Annotated in this window: 16 protein-coding genes and 1 pseudogene; 9 read left to right on the forward strand and 8 right to left on the reverse strand. The window is 43.7% G+C overall.

Features of this window, described 5'->3' with window-relative positions; all coding sequences use genetic code 11:
* Nucleotides 1–12: 12 nt before the first annotated feature.
* The gene (locus MAE_RS23755) at nt 13–4,764 is read right to left on the reverse strand and encodes a CHAT domain-containing protein (RefSeq protein WP_012267785.1); all 4,752 of its coding nucleotides are present in this window, start codon (nt 4,762–4,764) and stop codon (nt 13–15) included.
* A 601-nt stretch (nt 4,765–5,365) separates the two neighbouring features.
* Between MAE_RS23755 and MAE_RS23760 the strand changes: the two genes are divergently transcribed.
* The 3 genes from MAE_RS23760 (at nt 5,366) to MAE_RS23775 (ending at nt 7,872) form a co-directional block, all read left to right on the forward strand.
* Nucleotides 5,366–6,076: a glycoside hydrolase family 24 protein gene (locus MAE_RS23760; RefSeq protein ID WP_012267787.1), complete on the forward strand. Its 711-nt coding sequence runs from the start codon at nt 5,366–5,368 to the stop codon at nt 6,074–6,076.
* Between the two features lie 1,080 nt (nt 6,077–7,156).
* Complete coding sequence (locus tag MAE_RS23770) at nt 7,157–7,447, forward strand: hypothetical protein (protein WP_012267789.1); 291 nt, start codon at nt 7,157–7,159, stop codon at nt 7,445–7,447.
* The gene (locus tag MAE_RS23775) at nt 7,444–7,872 is read left to right on the forward strand and encodes an Imm30 family immunity protein (RefSeq protein WP_012267790.1); all 429 of its coding nucleotides are present in this window, start codon (nt 7,444–7,446) and stop codon (nt 7,870–7,872) included. Before MAE_RS23770 ends, MAE_RS23775 begins: the two co-directional genes overlap by 4 nt.
* Nucleotides 7,873–7,958: 86 nt before the next feature.
* On the opposite strand, the gene MAE_RS23780 is transcribed toward MAE_RS23775, so the two are convergent.
* The 4 genes from MAE_RS23780 to MAE_RS23795 form a co-directional block, all read right to left on the reverse strand.
* Entirely contained in the window at nt 7,959–8,390 is a 432-nt protein-coding gene (locus tag MAE_RS23780; protein ID WP_012267791.1) for a type II toxin-antitoxin system VapC family toxin, read from the reverse strand.
* Nucleotides 8,387–8,644, reverse strand: a complete 258-nt coding sequence (locus MAE_RS23785) for an AbrB/MazE/SpoVT family DNA-binding domain-containing protein (protein WP_002796232.1) — start codon at nt 8,642–8,644, stop codon at nt 8,387–8,389. Before MAE_RS23785 ends, MAE_RS23780 begins: the two co-directional genes overlap by 4 nt.
* Nucleotides 8,645–8,755: 111 nt before the next feature.
* Nucleotides 8,756–9,832 (reverse strand): DUF1822 family protein, encoded by a 1,077-nt coding sequence (locus tag MAE_RS23790; protein WP_012267792.1) that lies wholly within the window; start codon nt 9,830–9,832, stop codon nt 8,756–8,758.
* Complete coding sequence (locus MAE_RS23795) at nt 9,832–11,304, reverse strand: hypothetical protein (RefSeq protein WP_012267793.1); 1,473 nt, start codon at nt 11,302–11,304, stop codon at nt 9,832–9,834. The genes MAE_RS23790 and MAE_RS23795 overlap by 1 nt, the downstream gene beginning before the upstream one ends.
* 289 nt (nt 11,305–11,593) lie before the next feature.
* Between MAE_RS23795 and MAE_RS23800 the strand changes: the two genes are divergently transcribed.
* The 4 genes from MAE_RS23800 to MAE_RS23815 all read left to right on the forward strand — a co-directional run bounded on the left by MAE_RS23800 (nt 11,594) and on the right by MAE_RS23815 (nt 16,969).
* On the forward strand, nt 11,594–13,726 hold the full coding sequence (locus MAE_RS23800; RefSeq protein WP_012267794.1) for a hypothetical protein: 2,133 nt from the start codon (nt 11,594–11,596) through the stop codon (nt 13,724–13,726).
* A 226-nt stretch (nt 13,727–13,952) separates the two neighbouring features.
* Complete coding sequence (locus tag MAE_RS23805) at nt 13,953–16,124, forward strand: patatin-like phospholipase family protein (RefSeq protein WP_012267795.1); 2,172 nt, start codon at nt 13,953–13,955, stop codon at nt 16,122–16,124.
* A gap of 139 nt (nt 16,125–16,263) precedes the next feature.
* Nucleotides 16,264–16,527: a thermonuclease family protein gene (locus tag MAE_RS23810; RefSeq protein WP_071823519.1), complete on the forward strand. Its 264-nt coding sequence runs from the start codon at nt 16,264–16,266 to the stop codon at nt 16,525–16,527.
* Nucleotides 16,528–16,555: 28 nt separating this feature from the next.
* On the forward strand, nt 16,556–16,969 hold the full coding sequence (locus MAE_RS23815) for a hypothetical protein (RefSeq protein WP_041804350.1): 414 nt from the start codon (nt 16,556–16,558) through the stop codon (nt 16,967–16,969).
* A 572-nt stretch (nt 16,970–17,541) separates the two neighbouring features.
* Here the strand turns inward: MAE_RS23815 and MAE_RS30925 are convergent.
* Nucleotides 17,542–18,381, reverse strand: a pseudogene (locus MAE_RS30925) (IS5 family transposase).
* A gap of 531 nt (nt 18,382–18,912) precedes the next feature.
* On the opposite strand from MAE_RS30925, the gene MAE_RS23825 reads away from it, so the two are divergent.
* Together MAE_RS23825 and MAE_RS23830 are read left to right on the forward strand one after the other, a co-directional pair.
* A complete protein-coding gene (locus MAE_RS23825; RefSeq protein ID WP_012267798.1) occupies nt 18,913–20,199 on the forward strand; it encodes an RNA-guided endonuclease InsQ/TnpB family protein in 1,287 nt (428 codons plus the stop codon).
* A gap of 64 nt (nt 20,200–20,263) precedes the next feature.
* The gene (locus MAE_RS23830) at nt 20,264–22,117 is read left to right on the forward strand and encodes a hypothetical protein (protein WP_012267799.1); all 1,854 of its coding nucleotides are present in this window, start codon (nt 20,264–20,266) and stop codon (nt 22,115–22,117) included.
* A gap of 159 nt (nt 22,118–22,276) precedes the next feature.
* Here MAE_RS23830 and MAE_RS23835 read toward each other — a convergent pair whose 3' ends face one another.
* Nucleotides 22,277–22,618 carry a DUF760 domain-containing protein gene (locus tag MAE_RS23835; protein WP_002771313.1) on the reverse strand — a complete coding sequence of 114 codons (342 nt, stop codon included), beginning with the start codon at nt 22,616–22,618 and terminating at the stop codon, nt 22,277–22,279.
* A gap of 320 nt (nt 22,619–22,938) precedes the next feature.
* Nucleotides 22,939–24,102 carry a GuaB3 family IMP dehydrogenase-related protein gene (locus MAE_RS23840; protein WP_002796238.1) on the reverse strand — a complete coding sequence of 388 codons (1,164 nt, stop codon included), beginning with the start codon at nt 24,100–24,102 and terminating at the stop codon, nt 22,939–22,941.
* Between the last annotated feature and the right edge of the window lie 58 nt (nt 24,103–24,160).

Consider the following 24,160-nt stretch of genomic DNA (forward strand, 5'->3'; position numbering starts at 1 on the left):
GATCATCGAAGATCAATCACAAAGATGGCGATCATTTTCACTCACATTGGGATTTGCCCTTAGATAATCATGCACCCAATTACAACCGTACATCAATGGATTAAGGGTAAGAACCTGCTCCTTGTTCCACAAAATGACTGTCTTGTCTTCATTTGCTGAGGCAATAGTTTGACCATCAGGACTGAAGGCTATTGACCAAAAGCGACCGCTATAGCCATTCAGAGTCGTCAATAAAGTGCCATCTGGTTTCCAAAGCTTGATCGTCTTGTCCCAGCTTGCTGAGGCAATGGTCTGACCATCGGGACTGAAGGCAACAGAGAAAACGACAGCACTATGACCTTTAAGGGTTGTCAATAAAGTACCATCCAGTTTCCAAAGCTTGATCGTGTTATCTGCACTTGCCGAGGCAATCGTCTGACCATCGGGGCTGAATGCCAATCCATAAACTTGAGCAGTATGTCCTATAAGTGTCTTTAGGAGAACAGGCACCTGATCTGGCTTCACTCTCCAGAGTTTTACGGTATTGTCTGCACTTGTGGAGGCGATTGTCTGACCATCGGGACTGAATGCCACTCCAAGAACCGCCGCTTGATGTCCTCTCAAGGTGGCGAGGAGTTGGGGCGTTTTTTGCCCTACATTCCAGAGCTTGACAGTATTATCCCAGGCTGCGGAGGCAACTGTCTGACCGTCGGGACTAAAGGCAACTTCCCAAACCACTGCTTGATGTCCTCTCAGGGTGGCAAGTAATCGAGGCTTCCCTCTACCTAAGTTCCAGAGCTTGACGGTATTATCTGCACTTGCGGAGGCAAGCCTCTGACCATCGGGACTGAAGGCGACTCCATAAACCTGAGCGGTGTGTCCGCTGAGAGTTGCGAGCAGAGTGCCATCTCGCTGCCAAAGTTTGACCGTTTTGTCATCACTGGTCGAAGCAATGGTCTGACCATCGGGGCTGAATGCCACTCCAATCACTACGCCACTATGCCCTGTCAGCCTTGTTAACAAAGGGCTTTTCAGCCTCCAAAGCTTGACCGTTTTGTCATCACTGGCCGAAGCAATGGTCTGACCATCGGGGCTAAATGTTACTCCCCAAACACGATCGCTATGCCCACTGAGAGTTGCAATCAAAGTACCATCCCGCTTCCAGAGCTTAACAGTCTTGTCCCAACTACCTGAAGCGAGAGTCTGACTATCGGGGCTGAATGCTACTCCAGCAATCACTTCACTATGTCCTGTAAGGGTTGCCAGTAGAGCCGGCATTTTCCCTGTTTCTAGTTTCCAGAGTTTGATCGTTTTGTCCCAACTGGCTGAAGCCAGCATCTGACCATCAGGGCTGAACGCTACTCCGTTGACAATATCAGTGTGACCTGTGAGAGTCGTAATCAAGGTGCCATCTCGCTTCCAAAGTTTTACTGTCTTATCGTCACTCGCCGAGGCCAGTATTTGACCGTCAGGACTAAAGGCAACTCCATTCACCACAGCAGTGTGACCTGCTAGAGTTGCAATTAAAGTGCCATCCTGTTTCCAGATTTTTACCGTCTTATCATCACTCGCTGAAGCCAGCATTTGACCATCGGGACTGAATGCCACTCCCCTCACACCATCGCGATGTCCTACAAGGGTCTTTAGCAAAACAGGTGTCTTGCCCGCTTCTAGTTTCCAGAGTTTGATGGTTTTGTCTGTACTACCCGAGGCAATCGTGTGACCATCAGGACTAAACACAGCTTGCCAAATTCGATCGCTGTGTCCGTTCAGAGTTGCAATTAGAGTACCGTCTCGCTTCCAGAGTTTGATGATTTTATCACGACCCGCTGAGACGAGTATGTTACCGTCGGGGCTGAAGGCGACGCTTTTAACTTCGTCGCGATCCAATGACAAACGATTGTATTCAAGAACGCCATAAACTGCCTGCCGTAAGACGGAATCTACCTGAGTTTTAGTCTCAGCGTCTGTTCCTCCTGTCCTGGATAATTTTTGCCAGGCCCGAATGGCCTCAATCAACGCATCTAACTTATTATTGGAGACAAAAAGTGCTTCTGAGGACGCAGTGATGGCTTGGATCTCGCTACGCGCTGAATTCTGCCATTGCCCCCAAGCGACTCCTGCTAAGATTAAGGCCCCTAGCAAGCCACCTGTGAGTCCTGAGATCGTTAACTTTCGCCTGCGCTTTTGGGATTTCAGGTCGCGATCGCGCAGTGCCACACTTTGCTCAATCAATTCGCGATCGCTCGAACTCAGTTCATCAGCTCGATTCAGATACCAATATTCTGCATCGGTCAGAGGTTTACCCCGCAACAATGCCCCTTCATCCTGATGGCTGCGCTCCCACTGGTAGCGGTTTGCCCGCAGTTGCTCTTGCCAGAGGCGAAACTCTCGATCGAGCTGCATCCAATTCCTGAGTCGTTTCCAGCCCCCAATTAATGCCTCGTGAACAATTTCTACGGTTTCTTCTCCTGTAGAATCGTTGCGGTTGGTCACCACTAAGCGAGAGGAGGCTAAACGCACTACCAAGTCCCAGTTTTCGGGCTGCACGTCTTCCCGTGTAGCAGTACGCCGGCTATCGTCTGTCCCGGCACCGGGCTGCACTAATTGGATAAATACCCGTTGCGCTCGCTGTCGATCCTCTTCGTTCAGTTGAGCGTATACGAATTCTGCGTGATTGGCCAGCGCTGCTTCTACGCCGCCAATCTGGTCATAAGCCTGATTGGTTAGCCATCCATCTCGCTGGTTTGACCACAATTGCGTGAGGGCAAATTCCAACAAGGGCAAACGCCCTGGCTGCTCATTCATGGCATGGATCAGCTTCTGGATTAACCCATCCTCTAATTTCACTTGCATTTGGGCGGCGGGCTTGGCAATCGCGGCTGGCAATTCTTCCCGGTTCATCGGCCCCAAAACCTGAATGGCACCTTGCAAGGCATCACTCAAGGGGCGGTAAGCCAGGGCATAGCCGCAAAAGTCTGCTCGTAGGGTCAGAATCAGGGTGAACCCTGGAGCAAATTTCACGGCATTTAGTACAGTATCCAAAAAAGTCTGTCGCTCTGCCTCTGGACAAAGGGTATAGAGTTCTTCAAATTGATCGGCGATCAAAATCAGGCATATCCCTGAATTCTGCTGTTTAACCCACTCGATGAGGTGGGATAATCCCTGGTCGTCTTGCCGCAATAGCCGCTCTAGTTCTACTGCGTTAGCGAAGCTGTCGCTTTGACCTTCTGGGAGAGCATCGCCACACCCCTGTTGGGACTGATGTAGAGAGACAAATTGAGCGATCGCAGGACACTGCGCCAACCCAGTTGCTAAGGCTTCAAACGGATTATTTCCTGGGCGGAACGAGACAATCTGTACAGACGGCGAGCCTCGTTCCTTCATGCCGCTACTGCCTAATTCCTGACGCAAGCGCGGCACTAATCCCGCAAAGACGACGGATGATTTGCCACTGCCAGAAGCACCAATCACCGCCACCAATGGCTTTTGTTTGACCGCCGCCAGCAGTGCCTGAGTTACCTGCTCCCGCCCAAAGAAGAACCGAGCATCTTCCTCCCGAAAGGCAAATAGACCGCGATAGGGACAGGTTGGCGTTCCTCCAAGCTGAATCCAAGTGGGAGGTTCAACGGCTAGATTTTGGCAAATCACGGGCAACCAAGACGCTGCTGGAAAATCATCTTCTAATCCTTGGAGCTTTCGACGCGCTTGCTGAACGGCAAGATAAAGCGGCAATTGCTCGATCGCAAATGCTGTCAGAAACTGCTGAAAGAACTCTTGTGCCACCCGATTGGGAATCGGTTCGCGCATGACAATCACTGTGGGAATGTGTAGTTTCTCCAGTGCTTGTGCCAAGCCTAATCCATCACAAGAATTAAAAATAGCCAGCGTTAAACCCTTCTCGAGCGCGGTTTTCAGTGCCTCTTCTAACTGTGATATCGTCAAACTATTGTGGGTTGAATTCTCATTAATATATATTCGACCCGTTTGTCCCTGGGTTTGACTGTGACCGGCAAAAAACAGGATATCCCACCCTTCAGGCTGCCATAATTGAGTATTGAACTCCTGGCGTGAGGGGTTGGCCAGGAACTTAACTGACCCATCCTGCAACCGCTGAAGTAAGCGGGTTTCTGTGGCTAAATCAATGCCAGAGCTATTGCCTAAGACTGCTAAAATCCTGACTTTCTGGTCAGTTTTTGCTGACTTCAGAACATTTCGATAGTGGTACTCTGGTTGACTCAACGCCATTTCCGCTTGGGGATAATCCTCAAAGAAATGCCAGCGATGCCAGGGAAGAGAGCGCAATTCCAGATCGTTAGTTTCAATCATGACTCGGATGGGAGCGGATGAGTCGAGTCGCGATCGCAGTTGCAGTTCAATGGGGAGAAAACCCTCTGATTTCAGCCAAGTATTGATGCTTGCCTGTAGCTGCTGGCACAACTCATCAAAACTGACCTGAGAAATATTGGTAATGCCTGCTTCACTGATTTCTAGTTCACCAACTTCTACGAGAGAAGCTGAAGATAGATGTCCTGGTTGGGATATTATGGGATGGCGTTGTCCGCCCGTAATGCGTTCAGTTTCGCTGCGCCCAAGGCGATCGCATAGTCCCCGATAAACAAGCTGCCAATTCCGATACAGTTCCCCTAAAGCGGGTGCGGCGGGCAACGTGCCGATAAATTGCTCTGGCCTCGGATTGCCGTCCGTCCATAATTGAACGGTAACTCGCGGAAATCCCTGATACAAATTCCCACTGCCTAGATTAATAATCACTGACTTGTTCATTTCAGGTAGTAAGGTAAGTTGGCTCTTCGTTACTTGTTATGGTTCGATAGGGGGGCATAAATCGACTAAATCCTTATCTGGCAAGAGACTTAATTGATTAGTTCGCTCTAGAGCAAAAACAATTGACAAAAATCGCTAAATGCCTTTCTATATAAGGGTTCCATCCCTTATAACCCCCGTCCATTGCATAACACAAACCGAAGAGCCGGTAAGTTTTGCCATCGGCGCATAATATAGATGTCAGCCCTTTCATCTTAATACAGGAAAACGGAAGAAAACTGGAGAATGCTTTAAATTTGGGAAGGGGGGGATGCGATACGCCCTGACAGCAAGGCTTTTCAGCTATCAGGAGAGTAAAGCTTTTCTCAAAATGTATCAGTGCGATACATCTTGTCCACAAAACCCAAGAGAGCCATCCAGAATTTAGAACCGTAAGTGTATAGGTTGATTTTGCTCACAACTACTAACGAGTGTAACGGTTCGCAGTCGTATGAGGTACATTATCACGGACTACAAACCAGTCTAAGCAAGGCTTTGCCTGTATCTCACTCAATTGCGTATCGCTATAACTGAATCGAGATCTAACAAAAGGAGAAATTACATGGCAGAATTAAGTTTGACCGCCCTTCAAGATACCGTGATCAAGCGATTTACTATCGATAGCACGGATATTGACAATCCAGGAGAAAAGTTTGATTTAGAAAAAGGCGAAAAAATTGGTATCAACTGGTATCGACCAGCTTCCAAGAATCATTGGGAATTTGAACTCAAATCTCCCCACGGAGGCTTTTTCAATTGGTACGTTTTCCAGCCGCACGTTCAGATTAACGATCCCACGCCTGGACATACTGAAGCTTCAGGAAGCAAACAAGTCATGGCTTTCTTAGATGCCATTGCTTGGCCAGAAGGGACAGATAAGAGCGTTGGAGATGGTGTAAGGACAGGATACAATATCATGTTCACTGGCCAGACATTTTCTAGTTATGCGGATCATCCCCGTAAGGTTATATGTTCAGGAGGATTATGCTCGACAGCAGCAGGGCGATATCAATTTCTGAACACAACTTGGGATGGAGTTGCCAAAAAACTAGGCTTGAAAGATTTTTCTCCTAGTAATCAAGACAAAGCCGCCATTCAACTCATTAAACAACGAGGTGCATTAGACGAAATAGAAAAAGGTAAAATCAGGGCAGCCTGTGACATCCTAAGCTGGGAGTGGGCTTCTTTACCACCAGGTCGTTATGGTCAGCCCACAGTTACCTACGAGAAAATGGAGCAACTGTTTAAACAGGCGGGGGGAGTACTAGGGTAGTAAAACTTAGTGCGATCACCTCTTTCTAAGTGGATTGATACGGCTAATTTAGTGTATTTAATTGGGTGGGCAATGCCCATCAAATCTCGAACATCTAATACCTCATTTTAGTCGTGTCAATCAACTACAAAATTCTACTTGTGATGATCGAAAAAATTGATCACACGAGAAACAAGAGGGCAGGGTAAATTTAGTATACTTCCTATTGTCTAAGGCTATTGTCTAAGGGGCTGAATGGTATTTTCCCGTAAGCATGATCCGTGATTGGTGAATCCATCCTATTTGCTCTTTTCCGCAGGCAATAGTTGAATACCAGCCATTTATTGGACTACCTAGCCCATTCACACTATTGGTAAAGTGATACACAGAAATTGTGACTTTTTTGGTAATGCGACAGATAATTTTTCCATTAGGTTGAGATCGAACATTAGAAGGGATTTTCTGGACTATTGCGTATTCTGCCATGACAGTTGAAGCAGATAATGGTTGATTGAATGTCAATCCCAGATTCATTAAAGTAAGAAACGTGATTTTCAAAAAGAAGTAAGTATTCATGAGGTGTTGTCGAGTAAAGATTAATTATAACTTGAGCGTTGTTCAGTTACGATCAAAAGCCCAAACTGGCTCATAGCGGAAACAGCGAGCATGGCCAATAAACACCATACAGCTTACCTCAAGATGTCGGGAGAGCCAGTCACTGAGATCGCCGATCTGGTAGGTTGGGTTGACGTGAGGAAACCCAACAACCAATCAAAAGTTATCTTGTAGTATCAAAGATACTAATCTTGATCGATAAAGTTACTGAACATCAGTGAGATCGCCGCTCTTGTAGGGTGCATTAACGAAGTGTAATGTGCCTTAATTTATGGCAGAAACCCGTCATCTTCTGTAAAATAAATTGAAGATAGGATTTTTCTTCGCCTATCATAAATCCATCCCCTAAAATAACCATAAGGAGACCACATCACTCAATCTAAACTACTTACAGGAGAAGGAAAAGTCGGGACATACGGCGACTTGTTAAAATTGGGTCGTAGAGGAGATAACTTAACACCTCATCATGTACCATCCAACGCTTACATGAAAGCTAAAATCAAAGATTACACAACTAATCAAGGAATAGCTATCATGATGGAACATTTATCCCCCGGAAAAGGAGGTCATCATCGTCACACCTTATCTTATGGTAAAAGTCCAGACTTAACCCTTTCCCCTCGACAAACCTTAGCGCAAGAAGTTTGGGATATTCGCTCTATTTATCTGCGTCAAAGATTATATGATACAGATATTAGAAAGCGTCTGCAAGAACTCATTAAACTTAATAAAACAACTTGGTTAACCTTTTTTGATAAAGGAGTTATAAACCCATGAATTTACTAAAAATCTTACAAGAAAATCGTTTACTGAAAACACCTCAAGAAATCAAGTTATTTGAGGAAACTTTAGAAAAAATTGCTAAATATCCTAAGGATGACAATCTAAAGGAATTACATCTTATCTTAGATGATAATTGTGAACATCCTGAAATTATGTTTAGTTTAGTTCATTTTTTAGAAGATTTTGATCTACAAAAACAAATACCAGCTTTTATTGAAGTGATTCCTCAATTAATGATCGCTGCACCAGAATGGACAAAAATCATTCACTATCGCATCATGAATGATGAATCTGCTTGTAAACTTTATCACAATACTCTGGAATTAGCCAATCAAAAGACCCCTCATTTCTTATATCAACTTTTACTAGAAAGTGTTAAAAATCATCTCAATTCACCTTCGTACCAAATACGCTTTTAAAAGTAGAGTAACCCTATACCTCTGTTGCCTGTTTCCTGTTGCTTTTGCCTGTCTCCATGAGTAGCCTATGATAAACGGATTTAGTATCATTGGGGTACCTGTACTTTATAAGCAATCTCAGAACCCAGCCTTGTAAAATGCTTTGGGTTGAGGGTTAACAGAACATCAGCCTGAGATTTGAGGACTGCTTGGGCGATAAGGGCATCAAAGATACCACCGCCAGGAAGCTGACGTTGCACCATTAGGTCAATAGCTGCCGTGTAATCTTCAGCAGTCAGCGAAACAGTATCGAAGGTCTGTAGGTTATCGCGGATCAAGTTTTGGGCGACGGCAGGGGAGATTTTGGTTTTGGGAATGCGCGTTAGAACAGAATAGAGTTCTGCTAGGGTATGCGTGGCAATAAGTCCCTGAATTTGCTGGGATTGGGCTTGAAGGAGAAAGGGCAAGCAGGCCGAATGATGAGTGTGTCCAGTCAATAGGGCAGCGATGAGAGCAGAGGTATCAAAGAGACATTTCATGCAGGCAATTGGCTTTGAATGCGTTCCTCGCGGAGGTCATCAATAAGGGTATCGAGATGGCCGAGGGGTGGGGTTTCTAGCACTAAGGCACTGCCTTGACGTTGGACTTTAGCTTCTTGCTCCAAGGGTTGTAGGATGATGCAGCCTTGTCTAACCTCAAGATTGAGGGATTGGGCTGTGGTGATGCCGAGTTGTTGACGGATTTCTAGAGGAATTTCTAGTTTTCCGCTGTCATCGATCGCAATTGCCGTCATGGAACGCTCCTAGGGATAGAACGAAAGTTTGGCTCTTTCAATAACGCTATAAATTCTATCCCCTGTAAGGTAGTTTTGCCTGTGTAGAAAACGCCCATGATACCCCAACGCCTAGAGTTCAAAATTCTCGCAGAGGCAGGTGTCACCGAGACTAACCACAATACTAAAGGGGATACCAGAGCGCCCTTTAAAAGATTTAAGCTGAATATAGTTATCTTGCGTTCTGGAGCCCACTTCTTGAAGCTTTTTGCCTGCCTGAGAAAGCAACGTTAAGGCGATCTGGGGTGGCAGATATCGCTCCTCACCCGCCGGATGTAACTGAACCAGCACAGATAGCTGATTATCGGCTTCTTCTGTAACATTCACCAACAAGACCACTCTCTGTCCTTGCAACTCCATCCCCAAGTCAATAAGCTTCCCGCGTTTTGCACCCTCTCTCTGATTCCGAGGACTCCAAGCAAGATGAACTTCTGGACTAAACAGATCGTCGATCGCTTGCCATCCTGCTGCAAAGACCCCCTGTATCCACTGTCCTAACTGGATAGGAGTTTCTTGAGAAGCCGTTAATGTGGTTTCAGAGATTGCTTCAGGCGTTGCGGTATGCTCCGTTGAAATGACGGGCAATAGTATTGAGGCAGGTTCTAGAAAATCACAGTAGAACAATAAATGATTGGGTTCAGGATCGAAAACAGATAGGGGAATTTGATAATAATCGTTTTGTAAACCATCACTGACCCGATGGCAATAATTCATGAGTCGGTCAGATCGCAAAAAGCCTCGAATCATCACTCGCTGCTGCTCTTCACAGACCTCAAGCAGGACATAGAAATGAGCGACAAGAGCCGGCTGTTCGATCGCTTCTCTGGGAATTTCCACTACTTCATCTAGAACCTGCTCTTTGACAATTAAATTTAGCTTAAATTCATCAATTTTAAGGTTGTAAACAGCACCAATATGATTGATACATTGAGTTCGATCGAGGCAGTGTGATGGAGCGCGTTTCTCTAGCCATTGCTCAAAACCCAATAGTGCCAGGGCATTCAGATAGAGTTGCCACTGACCCGCTTCATCGACTGAGGGACTGGCCAGGGGATTGACTAGCGCCTGCTCAAACTGTTCTGGTTCAAGCCTTATGGCTTCAGGTCGGCTAAGATTTAAATCTGGTGGGATCGCTCTTAAGCTAAACATTACGAAACTCCTTGTGTAACCTTTGTACACTCTTCTAAGTAAAAGCAAAGCTGTTGAGCATATACACTTTTCATCAGACGATTCTTTCCCGCTTGAATTTCTTCAAACGCTTCCTGAAATATTTCTGCATCTGCCAGCGCCTCGATTTGCTTGGCTAAATTTTCTAAATAATCGGGTTGAGGAGGAAGAGCAGTCAGTCCTTTCTCTTCAGCTTTCTTCAGCATTTGGTCAAGCACTTGTCGAATTGTCAATGTCCGAACAGTGTTAATTAACTCTCCCGGATTCAACACCCGTCTTGCTTGCGCCCAACCAGACATTTTTAATAAATCAGCAATCTCTTTCAGTGCGATGCCCTGAGAATAATAGAGGTGTAATCCTGGAATAAATCGATCGGCGAAAGCGGCATACCCTTTGCTTTTTTTTAAATAAGTAATGCGATCGCTAATTGCCTGCTTAATGGAATGAACTAAGGCAAGTTGAAGCTGTTTGTGGAAGAATTCCAACATTTCTTGTTGCTCTTGCTGCTCCACATTATATTCACTGGCAATATCCTGCGGCAGCTCTGAGCGAATCAGGCGATCGCCTGTCTCTGGATCTTCAACTTCTAACGGTTCTCGATGGCTCCAAAGGTCAAATTGTCTAAGTTGTAGTGCCACTCTTCGCAGTTCTGTGATCAATTGGTTGGGCTGAATTGTGATATTTCGTGCTTTTAAATAAGTCACCATCTCTTGAAGTTGCCCGGTTGTGGGATCTAGACAGCGTTTCGTACCCTGGTGTTGCTGATGCCTGTCTCGACGATAGACAGCGTGGAAGGCGGCAATTAAGTGGCGATCGCGTTCTGCCAGTTGTTGCAATTGTTTCGAGCGAGTGCGATTGAGTAGAGCCCAGTCGCTCAATTGTTTGAAGCCAAACTCGGATAAAAAATTCTTTAATTCTGGATTTTGTTTGGTTTGTAAATAAGTCCAGTTATCTAAGCTCATACTGGATTGAGCGTTGGGCTTAAAGGTTCGCAGAATTTGCAGTGAGAAACATTGATAAGCCGTTGTTTGAGGCTTGCCAGTGGGGTCTAAGGTGAGATAGGTTTTGCCATCTGAGTCTAAAACCATCAGCGTTTTCCCGTCGTCATTGAGGACAAACGGCAGCAAATCTCGGTAAGTAAAGGAGCGATCGTCTCCGAACAAATGATCGATTTTGCGGCAGGCGTTGAGAATCGGCTCAGAAACGTAACACCGCAGGCATAGTCCTGCGTGCGCTCTTTCTGTGGTATCAACTGCTGGAGCTTGAAAGCGGGATAGCAAATCAGTCTGGAGATTTCTCTGTTGGGAGCGATCGCCCCTATCCTCCTCTGCCTCACTTAACCCTTGGCTTTGAAAAAAATCATTTGCCAACGGGAGGAAACAACGCTTGTATCCAGTGCGATCGCTGGCAGGGTCAATGCGCCAAAGGTTGCAGTATCTTGATGCAGCACTCATACTACGCTCTCCCGAAGTTTGTTGAGCTTGCGATTAGCTCACCTGATCAATAGATGTCAGCCATTTTAGCTTATACAGGAAATCGGAAAAAAACCGGGGAGATTTAGATTTAGACAAGATGGCTCAGTTCCAGATTTTCCAGAACTGATCATCCCTTGCCAGACCTAAGAATTTCTAGAATTTAACCTTCAAGTGTATAGGTCGGTTTAGCTAACAACTACTAACGGGTAGAAGGAAAGCAAATGAGCTTAACTTCCCAAACAAACTCAATTTTTTACAGGAGAAAATCATGTTCACTATTTCTAAGCAATCCATGTCATTCCCGCGTAGAAAGTTATCTCGTCAGCTTGCTCTGGGTCTAAGCCTCAGTATGATTGTAAGCTTTGGGGGGGAAGTATCTGCTCAAACCGCAGATATTAATATTAGAGTTAGTGAGCCTCAAGGAGGAGGGGCGAAATGTGAAGATCTTGACTATACGCAACAAAAATCATTCAAGCAAGCATCTCAATCCGTGAAACTCTACTATATCCGTTCCGCATCTGATCTTAAAGGGATACTAGCTCAGATTGCATCTAAAAATCCTTGCATAAAAGGTACGGTCATTGAAGCTCAAGGTGATAACACTATTGTTTTATATGGCAACGAGGAACAGAGAAAAGCATTGCAACGAGTCATTACAATTTTAGATCTGCCCCGTGAGAGTGTCAATCTGGAAATGTGGGGAATACTCATATCCAGCAGCAACCCTGGTAAACTGGCTGAAGTCATGCGCCAAGTCAACAAAGAAATTGATACGACTCAACAATTACTGCAATATACTTATCAAAAGTTTGAAGAGTTTGCAAAAGATGTCGATATCGATATCGATGCGGATGATGACAATTCTAAAATGAGCTATAGCTCATTATTGCAACAAACTCTTGGATATCGGACAGCATTAGATAAAGATCGTTCCCTATCTATGATGGATATCTTACTACGCATCAACGCGGCGAAAGATCCCTATTGTAATAATAAGGCTGCCGCCAAAAAACTTGATATACTTTTTCAAGAAGAGCGTTATAAACCCTATATAGAAGCTTTAAAAAAAGAACAGAAAATACCATTTGGAAACTACATACAATTGGGTTTACTACAAGAAAAAAGTTCAAACTTAAATCAAAATTGTGAAATTAAAAGTAAAGATCGAGAAAAAGTATTGCTCAAAAACTTGAATAGACGAAGAGCCGTGCTGGATTTTGCCCTACAGTACTCTAATCTAATGAACAATCCGGCGGGTTTTGATCCCGAAGCTTTGCAACAATCTGCCGAAACCCTGAACTCAGTTTTGCAGCCGATTGTTCATGCTATCAACCGTGACGTAGAAGAGTTATTCATTGAACCCACCTTAGCAAGAATCCAAAGCATCGTGAGGGATTATAAGAAGGTGTCCTATGCAGAAGTTGGTAAAACCAGCGTACAGGGTTTAAATGGAATTAAATCGACAGTCACCTCAACAACAGTCAGTGCCTTTGATGAGACTGGCCCTCTAAGGTTGGATGAATTGTTCAAAACAGCTAGTGAGATCAATAATTTTTCTAAAGAGTTAATCCCTGCTCCTGCTGGAGCCAATACCGTCCCTAGTGCACCAGTGTTAAGTCTGATTGCTGCCCTCAGCAAAGATACATCGGCATGGCGAGCAATAACATCAGGTGTTTCAATGGAAATTACTCCGTCAGTGTTACGCAACAGTGCATCTGCCGAACTAGATATTAATTTTACTACTGGACCGACAAAAGATAAAGAGCCTGTGCCAGATCAGTTCACTGGAACGACAAGACTGCGCCCCCTATCCCGCATTAAGCAGAATACAGTATCGACGAGGGTTTATGTTAATACTCTAGATATTTTTGCCCTTTCCACCTTCAACAGTCAAACCACCGAAGATGGAGGACGCACCTATATCCCTGTTATCGGGACAATCTGGCAGGGAGTATTTAGCGGTGTCCCAATCATTGGTCAACTGTTCAGTTGGAAAAACTCTCCTCAAAGTGTCCAGCACCAAAGCATCGTACTGACAAATTCTTTTATTGTCCCTACGGCGATGGGATTAGCTACTTTGTATCAACAACAACATCAACAACAACATCAACCGTCGTCACTGTCGTCGCCGCCGCCGAAGCCGCCAAGAATGAAGGATGAGGAATATGAGGAATATAAGCAATCTTATGAGCAATATAAAGCTAAATTACTTTACTATGATCACTGTTACGCAGTTGAACAGTATATAATTAACCGTGAGGGTGAAATTGAGGAAGAAGAATCTTCTGGAGAACAAAAACAAAATTATAATTTTAATCAACCTCTCTCATTCTCATCATTAGATAAAAAAATCAAAGATGTCTGCGGAAAGCCACCACAACCACCAGACTTTTATCGTTAATGATAATGAGAATTTTCAGGAATAATGGTGCAGACTACATAACAGCAGTTTCACTCTGTCAATCATCTCTATCGCCTGGTTAAGTAGGGAGGCACAATTATTTGTAGGATGGGTTAGCGGTAGCGTAAACTATACGGGCGTTGGGTTTCATGCTTCAACCCAACCTACGTTCATCTTATATTTAATTCCACCCACCTACTTAACACTTTGAAAATAGGACAAAATCATGAACACTACGAATTCAAAACAGAAACTAAACTACATTCCACAGATCATCATCGGCATCGGCATAATTGCGATCGCTGTAGTGGTTTGGTGGCACATTCCTGATTCTTTCTGGAAATATCTTTTTTTCTTGCGTGCACCTATTCTCTGGGGTTTACTGCTGGTGACACTCCCTCTAATAGCTACCTTATGGCTGCCAGCCATGCTGAGAAATTTATTTGTTCTTCGTGGTCCGTGGCAACTTATCTCTGTAATTGTCAGTGCAAACATGGCGGCAATAGGGGTCATTATTAATGCCTATATGCTTCTCAAAGGTGCGCCAGATCGTTTTGGACTATCACCGTGGCTCGAAATTTCTGACATCTGGCAATATGGGTTGGCGATCGCTTTGAGTTTACCGATCTGCGTCACCTCTTATAAGCTTTCAAAAGAGGAAATTAAAGAAAAGAATCCCATCCAAGGAGTGATTTTCAGCGTGTTATTGAGTTTGGTGCTGTTGTTTGCAGTGATTCAGACGAAAACCTGGATATTTACTAACTTTGCTAACAATAAGTTACTCATTAGTTTCGTTGAATTCATTACCAGACATAAAACTGAAGGCTATATTATAGGAACACAGCCAAAACCACAGCAATTCCTTGAAGGTCATCTGAGTAACATCGCTTTTTTTATAGTTGCCTTCATCGTCTATGGCATCATTGGTTGGAAATTTCAGCCACAATCTCAACCATCCGACAAGAAAAAAGAAGCGGCTGCCCTAATGTATGTGATGCTAATCATCATGATGATAGCACCCTTGTCTGGAAGCCTAACCTTCTATTTCGATTACTATCGCGTTCCTGTCTTTCTGCTCTTTGTGGTTATTGTTGCTTTGATGTATGCGCTGTTTAAGGTGGATCACTTTTTTGAATTAAACTTAAATGAGGCAAACAAATACGATCCCAAGGATTTCAAAAAGGCAATAGAAAAACGACTCGAGTATCAAGAAGAAGAAAAGGAAAAGACCTTAGTAGTTGTCTGTGCGAGTGGGGGCGGCATTCAAGCCGCAGGCTGGATAGTTCAAGTCCTGACGGGATTACAAGATATGCTAGGTAATTCGTTTACCAAGTCAATTGGTTTTATTAGCTCTGTTTCAGGTGGTTCAGTTGGAACGATGTATTATCTCGATCGCTTTGCCGATAAAGGATATCCTGAGTCTAAGGAGTTTGAAAATATCTTTAAGAGTGCTACTGAAGATAGTTTGGATGCGGTAGGTTGGGGATTAGCTTATCCTGATTTATGGCGCATTATTGGGCTTCCTTTTTTCGCTCCTAAAATGTGCGATCGGGGAAAAGTAATAGAGACAGATTGGCAAGGAGAGTTAAAAAATCCCAATAGCAAACAATTTTTATCTACTTGGAGCGAACAAATTTTAAATGGTAAAATTCCCATCCCTATTTTCAATGCGACTCTGGTTGAAGATGGTCGTCGATTTCTAATTTCACCGATGACTTTTTGTAAACCTAGTAGCAACAAATCAGTGGATTTTAACACCCTTTATGCGGGATATGACATTGATGTTGTCACAGCCGCAAGGCTCTCAGCAACTTTTTCTTATATATCGCCTATTTCTCGCTATGTTGGTGAAAATAAAAACCAGAAGGGGAAAGGGAAGGGGAATTATCATATTGCCGATGGTGGCTATTTCGATAATTCTGGTATGGTAACAATGGTGGAATGGCTCAATGAATGGCTAGACCCCCAGAAAGGACTTAACATTAAACGAGTTCTTTTGTTACAAATTAATGCTTTTCCTAAGACTGAACCCTCCAAAAATGAGAGTGGCGGTGGAGGTTGGTGGCAGGCGATAATAGGTCCTTTACTGACCTTATTCAGCGTCCGTGATACTACCCAGTTGTCTCGAGTTTCTACTGAAGTAGAACTTCTTCAACAGCGATGGAAAAATCAAGTAAAGATCGCATATTGTCCTATCTTTTTTCCAAAGAATGGTAAAAATAGTGAAAATAAACCACCTCTGTCTTGGCAACTAACGGAAAAGCAAAAACAAAATATTAAAAACGGATGGTGCGGAATTAAGAAGGAAATTGGGGAGCAAATTGGGGAGCAAATTGGGGAGGAGTGGAAAAAATGGGGATTTGAAGACCCATCTCAAAAATCGACCAATGAGAAATAGCCAGCTTCCTACGGTTGCGCTTCATCCCCAATAATTTAATGTGCGATCGCTTTTTTTTGACCTTCAACTGATCCGCGATCACTTTTTGAGGTTTTTATAACTGCGATCGCTCATCAACCGGGCAAATAACCAAGTCACTATCAATGCTGTGGATACCGGGAGCGGAGCGCTGGCGAAGCCAGATCGCTTCGGGCGTACCGTGGCCGAGGTGTACGCAGGGGGTCAGCTAGTTCAACTTCAGCAGGTGAAGGACGGGATGGTTTGGGCTTATGATCGATTCAAGGCTGACTGTCCAAGCTGGAATGAAATCGAGAGGGCTTTTAAGGAAACTCCCTCGAATCGCAAGGGAATTTTCGGGGGAAACCCGATGCCACCCTGGGAATGGCGACGACGGAATCGGTAGTTTATAGAGAAATTCCGAGAGGTAAACTATGAACAGAGACATCATTACTGGAATGGACGGCGAGATTTATGCCAGACGCGATCTGAGTCGGGAGTGGGGCGGGGCGATCGATCTGGGAACCGCGAGAACGGGAAAAAGTTTCGGCGTTGACGGACACTTAGGGGAAACTAATTGCCTCGGCGTTTGGGATAGTGTGGACAGACTCAGATTCAGGACTTCGCGTAACCTTCGTCTGGAACTCGCCACCGACCCCAAGGTGATCACCGAGTTGGTCCGATTCGATAGTAAGGGTGTCGCCACCGTCGTCGGTTCGGTTGAATACGGCGCTCGATTATCCTTGAATTTAACACCGGGTCGCTACGGCCTCAGTTTCTTTGTCGAGGGAGATTTGATCTCTTATCAGGTTAATGCCAGTTTTAGCCAGGGAACAAACGATTTCTAAAATCTTAACCATTGAAGCTGTTCTAAGCTAAACGGCGCTTAACCTGCATGATCCAACAGCTATAACCCTTTTGGAGTCTATATCGGTGATCCAAAGTAAAAGCCGTTTAGCTTAGCTTCAATGGCCATAACCCAAGAAATAATAAGTTGATAGCTGAATGCTGATCGCTGATGACTGATCGCTAACGACTGATGACTGATGACTGATTACTAGAACTCTTGCAAATTAATTATATGTTATAATGGTGGGTTAACTAATTTTCCCAAAAAAATAGTTAATTAGCGCATTTGTTCTGAATGAAAACCTGAAGTTTAACTTTTAACCCAAAACTCTTTAGATATGCTTTAATTTGGTTGTCAAAACCTCTTTATTTAAGCAGCACAAACTATCTCAATTATAAAAATTGAGAATAAATTCTCCTTGACTTGATTAATGTTTGGCAACTTTTAATAAGTTGCTATACCTATCCCTAATACTAAATCCGTTGAGTATAGGCTAGTTATGAGGAGAGGCAAAAGGCAAGAGGCAAAAGGCAAAGGGGAAAATAAATAATCAGTTTTTCATAACCAGATTTAGTATAACTCATAGTTATAAACAGCCGCCAACAGGTTAATTCTTAAACTATATCTTCGACGACGATTCCGATATTTACAGGATAAGATTTTCAAGATTTTGAGTTTCCTATTTATAGGTTCAATGATAATCCTTTCTTTGGCTAAAGCCTTGTTATAAACCTTCTCTAACTCTGTTAATTTTCTATTTTTCGGTTTCTTTTTCGGTGTATAACTATTACTATGGTATGCAGCTATTCCCTAATAACCACTGTCTTCTCTGCTAGTAGTTAAAGGATGAAAACGAATTCGACTTTTTTTAAATAAACTAAAATCATGACCTCTACCTTTCCCACAAAAGACACAGATAATTTCCCCGGTATTTTTATCAGCTACTAATTGGGATTTTCAAGTATGATAACCTCTTTTACCCCCAAAAAAATCTTTCTGTTTCTTTTGGGGGCGTTCCATGGGAGTTTCCGTTACATCCATTACCGTTACGACCGGTATCTCTGCTTGATTTAGTAGAGATTTTTTTCCTTTTAAACGGAAGTTTCCCGATTGTAAAAGCATTTTTTCCGTCTTATTTACAATCCGACCTATAGTTGATTCTGATATTTGACCGCTTGTACCAATGTGAAAAGATGTTCTATATTCTCGCCAATATTCTAACGTTACTAAAACTTGTTCTTCTATAGATAGTTTAGGTTTCGGTCCCCTTTTAGATGCTGAATTAGATTCGGCTTCAACACTTTTTACTGATTCTACCATCTTTCTGTATGTTTGTTTATACACACCGAAACGGCGTTTGAATTGTTCATCTGATAAGTTTTGATAATCCATATTTTTGCTAATAAACATAGCAAAAGTATAGATGATACTAAATCCCGTTATTAAAGACTGATTATCTATTCCTCCTTTTGCCTATCCTGATATGTAGCCTATACTCAACGGATTTAGGATGATTTCCTGACCTAAGATCACATTTTATTCTTTTTTCCACTTCCATCTAAAAATTGAGAAAAAAGCCAAACCCTCCATTATACAATAAAAAAATTATGCAAGAGGTCTAGTGAAGTCGCTGGTTTCGCTCTAATCTTTACGGGGCAAGTCTTTCAACCGATTTTACTCCTTCACTCCCGAAAAATTGAGCGAACGATGAGTCCTGACTCGGAGAATACTGACTCGGAGAATACTGACAGCTTTCTTTTGCCTTTGGCCTTTTTACCTAAAATGTCGGATGAATGCCCCCGCTACATTTTTCGACAAGACATCAACCTTTGCGGGGGATGAAATCCGACCAGGATATTAACTGCGAAGCACGATTTTAATACTACCATCTATGGGTAAACTGTGTTATAATTAAACTATCCAATGGTCGAGGATTAATCAATGCTAGTCGTAGAAGCCAAGTTAAAAAACGGGACACCAGAACAATACCAAAGACTAGATGAAGCAATTAGGACATCTCAGTTTGTGCGTAACTCTTGTGTTCGTTATTGGCGGTCCAATCAAGGGACAACCCGCAATGATCTCCAAAAACTTTGCTCGGTACTAGCTAACAATAAAGAGACACCTTGGGTTAATAAGCTTAACTCCCAAGCTCGTCAATCGGCTGCTGATAGAGCCTGGCAATCAATTAGTCGGTTTTACCAGAATTGTCATGCTAAGATACTTGGGAAAAAGGGTTTTCCTCGGTTCAAGAAGCATAGTCGTTCGGTTGAGTATAAACTAACAGGCTACCAACTATCTGAGGATCGACGTAAAATCAGATTTACTGAAGGTTTTAAAGCAGGAGAATTTGATTTATGGTGTAGTCAAAAGACATTAGTTTATTATTCAGAGCAACAGATTAAACGGGTAAGAGTTGTTAGACGTGCTGATGGTTATTATTGTCAGTTTTTGATTGACGTAGAACGGCAAGAATACCATAAACCGACGGGACAAATAACAGGAATTGACTTAGGGTTAAAGGAATTTTATACCGATGCCCAAGGCAATACTGTAGAGAATCCACGTTATTTAAGAAAGTCAGAAAAACGACTGAAAAAAGCACAAAGGAGATTATCAAAACAATTTCGCAAAGGAAAGAAACAGTCTAACAACTATCACAAGCAACGGATAAAAGTAGCTAGGCTTCATCTTAAAGTATCAAGACAACGTAAAGACAAAGCAATTAAAGACGCTTTGGCGTTAGTCCAGTCTAATGATCTGGTAGTCTATGAAGCTTTAAAGGTAAGAAACTTAGTCAAAAATCGTCAGCTGTCTAAGTCGATTAGTGATGCTTCTTGGTATCAATTCACTGAATGGTTTGAATTTTTTGCCAAGATTTATCGGATTGTTTGTGTTGCTGTTCCTCCTCATTTCACTAGCCAAGATTGTTCAGTTTGTGGGACGAGAGTTCAAAAATCATTAAGCACTAGAACTCATCAATGTCCTAACTGTAAAACAATCTTAGATAGGGATCATAATGCAGCAATCAACATTCTTAAAAAAGGGTTAAAATATTTGGGAAATCATCTCAACGGTACTGTTGGGCAAACAGAAACCGACCCAAACGCCTTGGGAGAGTCCGGCCTCTGGATTCTTAATGGAGACATTGAGAATCTAAGCTGTCTCGTTGAACAAGGAATTTCCGATAGTGATAGGTCAAGAATCCCCCGTCACAGCGTAGCTTGACGGTGGGAGTATGTCAATTGCTATAAAGTAGGTTTATTGAAGAAGTGGAGGGAATCATCATCCTATGGCGATAATGACAAAATCATTTAGACAAAGACTGGCAGAGATTTTCGGGTTTGACCTGCGATCGCTGGCTTTATTTCGCATTGCCTTGGCGTTAGTGGTTTTAGTAGATTTATCGGTTCGTTTTAGCCAAGTAACTGCCCATTACAGCGGATTGGGGGTTTTACCCCTAGGAAGCTTATCGAAAGTCTCTGCTAGTCCTTTTTACTGGTCTATTTTTGCTCTCAGTGACTCGGTGCTGGTGCAGAGTATCCTGTTTATTGTCGCTATAGCGATCGCATTATTGCTTTTAATTGGCTATCATACCCGTTTAGCCACGATCGCCACTTGGGCGCTAATCGTCTCTTTACATCATCGCAACCCCCTGTTACTATTTGCCGCCGATGACGTAATCCGGGCAGTATTATTCTGGGCGATGTTTTTACCCCTTGGTGCCTGTTATTCCGTGGAAAGTGCCTTAAACACCAATCCCAACCCCTTACCCAAGCGTGTGGTTTCGGCTGCCACGGTCGCTTTTATGATACAGGTGTGTTACATCTATATGTGGTCAGTGGTCTTTAAACTCAAAAGTGAGACTTGGTGGCCCGACGGTACGGCCGTTTATTACTCTCTTAGTTACGATCAATACGCTACCGCTTTGGGGAGTTTTTTACTGACTTTACCGCAGCAATTCCTCAAATTTCTAACAATTTCAGCCCTAGGCTTTGAATGGTTCGGTCCGCTATTGATGTTTGTTCCCTTTCGCAATAGTTTATTTAAAATAATCGCCGTAGTTTCCTTTATTTTCTTGCATACGGTTTTTGCACTGATTCTACATTTAGGGGTTTTCCCTTTCTTGAGTGTTACCTATTGGTTGCCGATTATCCCTAGCTTAGTCTGGGATTGGGGACAAAAACGGATAATAAACCCAGAAAGAGAAGGTTTAAGGATTAATTATGATCGAGATTGTGGATTTTGCAAAAAAGTTGTTCATCTTCTCCGCACGTTTCTCATTTTACCCGGCACTCCCCTGTTAGTCGCTCAGGATAACCCCTCAATATACGAGGATATGGTGGCCCAAAATTCTTGGGTGGTGGAAGATTGGCAGGGAAAACGTCAGTTTAAATGGTCAGCAGTGGTTTATATTGTCAGTCTTTCGCCAATTTTCTGGTTTTTAGCGCCAATTTTGCGTTTACCGCCCCTTATGGCCGTGGGAACGAGAATTTATGAGTGGATTGCCTCCCATCGTCGTTTTATGGGCAATTTCACCAAACCTCTCAAGTTTCGTCCCCTGACGATTAAATCCTCTTTACCTTTAAATATTTTGGTAATTTTCTTCTTATTGTTGACCAGTATCTGGAATTTACGCAGTTTTGTCCGGCAATCGGCCATTAGAGGCGATTTAAATACACCTTTAATTCAGTCCCTCGATCGCTTGCTCACCCGTCGTACTTTCAATACAATTGATATTCTGGCAAGAATAACTCGTTTAGACCAGTATTGGACTATTTTCTCCCCTAGTCCGCCCCGGGATGATGCTTGGTTTGTGGCAGTAAGTCAATTAGCCGATGGTTCCACGGTAGATATATTTAGAGAAGGACAGCCAGTAATTTGGGATAAACCCACCGAAAGCGATCGCAATCGTTTGTATAAAACCATGCAGTGGCGAGTATATTTTATTAATCTTAATCGAGCTATCGGTCGGTCAGTTTATGGAGAGTTTGGTCAGTATCTCTGTCAAAACTGGAATCAGCAGCACGGTAGGGATCAACAGATTAAATCCCTGCAACTTTATATCATGCGGGAAAGGACTGTCCCCCCCGGAGAAAAACAGGGAATCGAAAAAGAACTACTCTGGCAGCAAAACTGTCTTTAATCAGTTATCAGTTATCAGTCATCAGTCATCAGTTATCAGTTATCAGTCAGATCAAAGTTATCTTGTCATGTTTGTCAGAAAAATGGCTAATTAATGAAACAACAAATAACTAAAATCTGATTGCTTCTTTTTCCCTTTCAAACTAACTACCGCTAAACCTTAAACATCGCTAGAACCGCTCTGGAGAGTAGCGAGGGATTTTTCAAAATTCATTCTCTGTTCAGCATTGCGGAGAAAGTAACCACTCATCATTGCTGAGGCCAATAACCGGCCCAGATGTTCGCGACTGGTACTGATAGTGACCCCGAAATGTTCCGAAGGAAGGTTGCCCAAAAGTCCGATAATGTTGCGTTCCATCACTTGGAAAACCTCTTGGGACTCCGGTTTCGAGAGTTGGGCGATTGTTTCTGGACTTAAGGTCTGGACATACTGCCACAAACTCTCGGAAAATTCACTATCGGTACCGAATAAATTGTGAGGGCGATCGTTTTCTCTATACACCTTTGATCTCCTTAACTCAATTTTTTTAAATTATCCTTTTGGTTCTTCCAATTGGGAGCATCTCACCTTTGTAACCCCTAAATCAGGTTTTATGTCAAGCTATTTTGAAAGCCTTGCTAGAAACCAGTTTTAGGGACAAGTATAATTACTCACTTGCATAAATGAGACGCTCCCTTCCAATTTAACAGTTTTTTGAGATAGTGGGGGTCGGTAGAACCGAACCTGAAGGTGATGGTAATCCCAAGCAGAAAATCCATCTCTGGCAAAAATCAAAAACTGCTCCGAGAAGCAGATAACCGATCACTGTTCACCGATAACTTTTATTTACCCATACCTAACTGCTGGGCCTTTTGATAGACTTTACCCTCCGTCAGCAGCGAGGGGGCAATCACCACTTCCACCTGTTGCATTTCCTTTAAGTTCTTAGCACCCAAAGTTCCCATACTGGTTTTCAGCGCCCCCAAGAGGTTATGAGTACCATCATCTAATTTTGCCGGTCCTACGAGGATTTCGGCAATAGTTCCCGTACTGCCCACACTAATTCGGGTCCCCCGGGGTAGAACTGGGCTAGGTGTGGCCATACCCCAGTGAAAACCGCGGCCAGGGGCCTCCACGGACCGGGCAATGGGAGAACCAATCATCACCGCATCGGCCCCACAGGCGATACATTTGCAGATATCACCGCCGGTAATAATGCCGCCATCGGCAATAACGGGGACGTATTTACCAGTTTCCTGGAAAAAATCGTCCCTAGCGGCGGCACAATCGGCCACAGCAGTGGCTTGGGGAACTCCCACTCCTAAAACGCCGCGAGAAGTACAGGCAGCCCCGGGACCGATACCGACTAAAACCCCGGCTGCCCCAGTTTTCATCAGGTTAAGGGCGACTTCGTAGGTGACGCAGTTGCCCAAAACCACGGGAATGGGCATTTCTTGGCACAGTTGCACTAAATCGAGGGGGGTGATAGCTTCCGGGGATAAATGGGCAGTGGAAACAACCGTTGCTTGGACAAAGAGAATATCGGCCGCTGCTTGGGCGACGATAGCACCGTATTTGACGGCACCGGCAGGGGTGAGGCTAACTGCCGCAATACCGCCTTTTTCTTGAATTTCTTGGATACGAAGCTCGATTAGTTGCGGTTTAATCGGTTCTGCGTAGAGTTCCTGCATTAAACCGACGAATTCTGCTTTGCCGACTGCGGTAATGCGATCGAGAATCGGGTTAGGATCCTCGTAACGGGTTTGAATTCCTTCGAGGTTTAGTACCCCTAGCGCCCCCAACTCGGAGAGGAGGACGGCCATTTTAGTATCCACCACCCCATCCATAGCGCTGGCGATAATCGGGATTTCCCGCTCGATATTGCCGAGAGACCAACGGGTATCGGCTAAACTAGGATCGAGGGTTCGCACTCCGGGTACAAGTGCGATTTCATCGATACCGTAAGCTCTACGGGCTGTTTTGCCCCGACCAATAATTGTATCCACGTTTCTATACTATTTCAGACCTATTTAGCCTAGACTAGCAAATTTCGCACCATCTCGA

Source organism: Microcystis aeruginosa NIES-843 (assembly GCF_000010625.1).
GTDB classification, from domain to species: Bacteria; Cyanobacteriota; Cyanobacteriia; order Cyanobacteriales; family Microcystaceae; genus Microcystis; species Microcystis aeruginosa.

What these genes read in the sequence shown, in the direction of transcription:
- MAE_RS23755 (WP_012267785.1), bottom strand. Translation starts at nt 4,764, where the DNA reads ATGAACAAGTCAGTGATTATTAATCTAGGCAGTGGGAATTTGTATCAG.
- MAE_RS23815 (WP_041804350.1), top strand. Translation starts at nt 16,556, where the DNA reads ATGAACAGAGACATCATTACTGGAATGGACGGCGAGATTTATGCCAGA.
- MAE_RS23760 (WP_012267787.1), top strand. Translation starts at nt 5,366, where the DNA reads ATGGCAGAATTAAGTTTGACCGCCCTTCAAGATACCGTGATCAAGCGA.
- MAE_RS23800 (WP_012267794.1), top strand. Translation starts at nt 11,594, where the DNA reads ATGTTCACTATTTCTAAGCAATCCATGTCATTCCCGCGTAGAAAGTTA.
- MAE_RS23790 (WP_012267792.1), bottom strand. Translation starts at nt 9,832, where the DNA reads ATGTTTAGCTTAAGAGCGATCCCACCAGATTTAAATCTTAGCCGACCT.
- MAE_RS23775 (WP_012267790.1), top strand. Translation starts at nt 7,444, where the DNA reads ATGAATTTACTAAAAATCTTACAAGAAAATCGTTTACTGAAAACACCT.
- MAE_RS23795 (WP_012267793.1), bottom strand. Translation starts at nt 11,304, where the DNA reads ATGAGTGCTGCATCAAGATACTGCAACCTTTGGCGCATTGACCCTGCC.
- MAE_RS23825 (WP_012267798.1), top strand. Translation starts at nt 18,913, where the DNA reads ATGCTAGTCGTAGAAGCCAAGTTAAAAAACGGGACACCAGAACAATAC.
- MAE_RS23770 (WP_012267789.1), top strand. Translation starts at nt 7,157, where the DNA reads ATGAAAGCTAAAATCAAAGATTACACAACTAATCAAGGAATAGCTATC.
- MAE_RS23830 (WP_012267799.1), top strand. Translation starts at nt 20,264, where the DNA reads ATGGCGATAATGACAAAATCATTTAGACAAAGACTGGCAGAGATTTTC.
- MAE_RS23780 (WP_012267791.1), bottom strand. Translation starts at nt 8,390, where the DNA reads ATGAAATGTCTCTTTGATACCTCTGCTCTCATCGCTGCCCTATTGACT.
- MAE_RS23805 (WP_012267795.1), top strand. Translation starts at nt 13,953, where the DNA reads ATGAACACTACGAATTCAAAACAGAAACTAAACTACATTCCACAGATC.
- MAE_RS23785 (WP_002796232.1), bottom strand. Translation starts at nt 8,644, where the DNA reads ATGACGGCAATTGCGATCGATGACAGCGGAAAACTAGAAATTCCTCTA.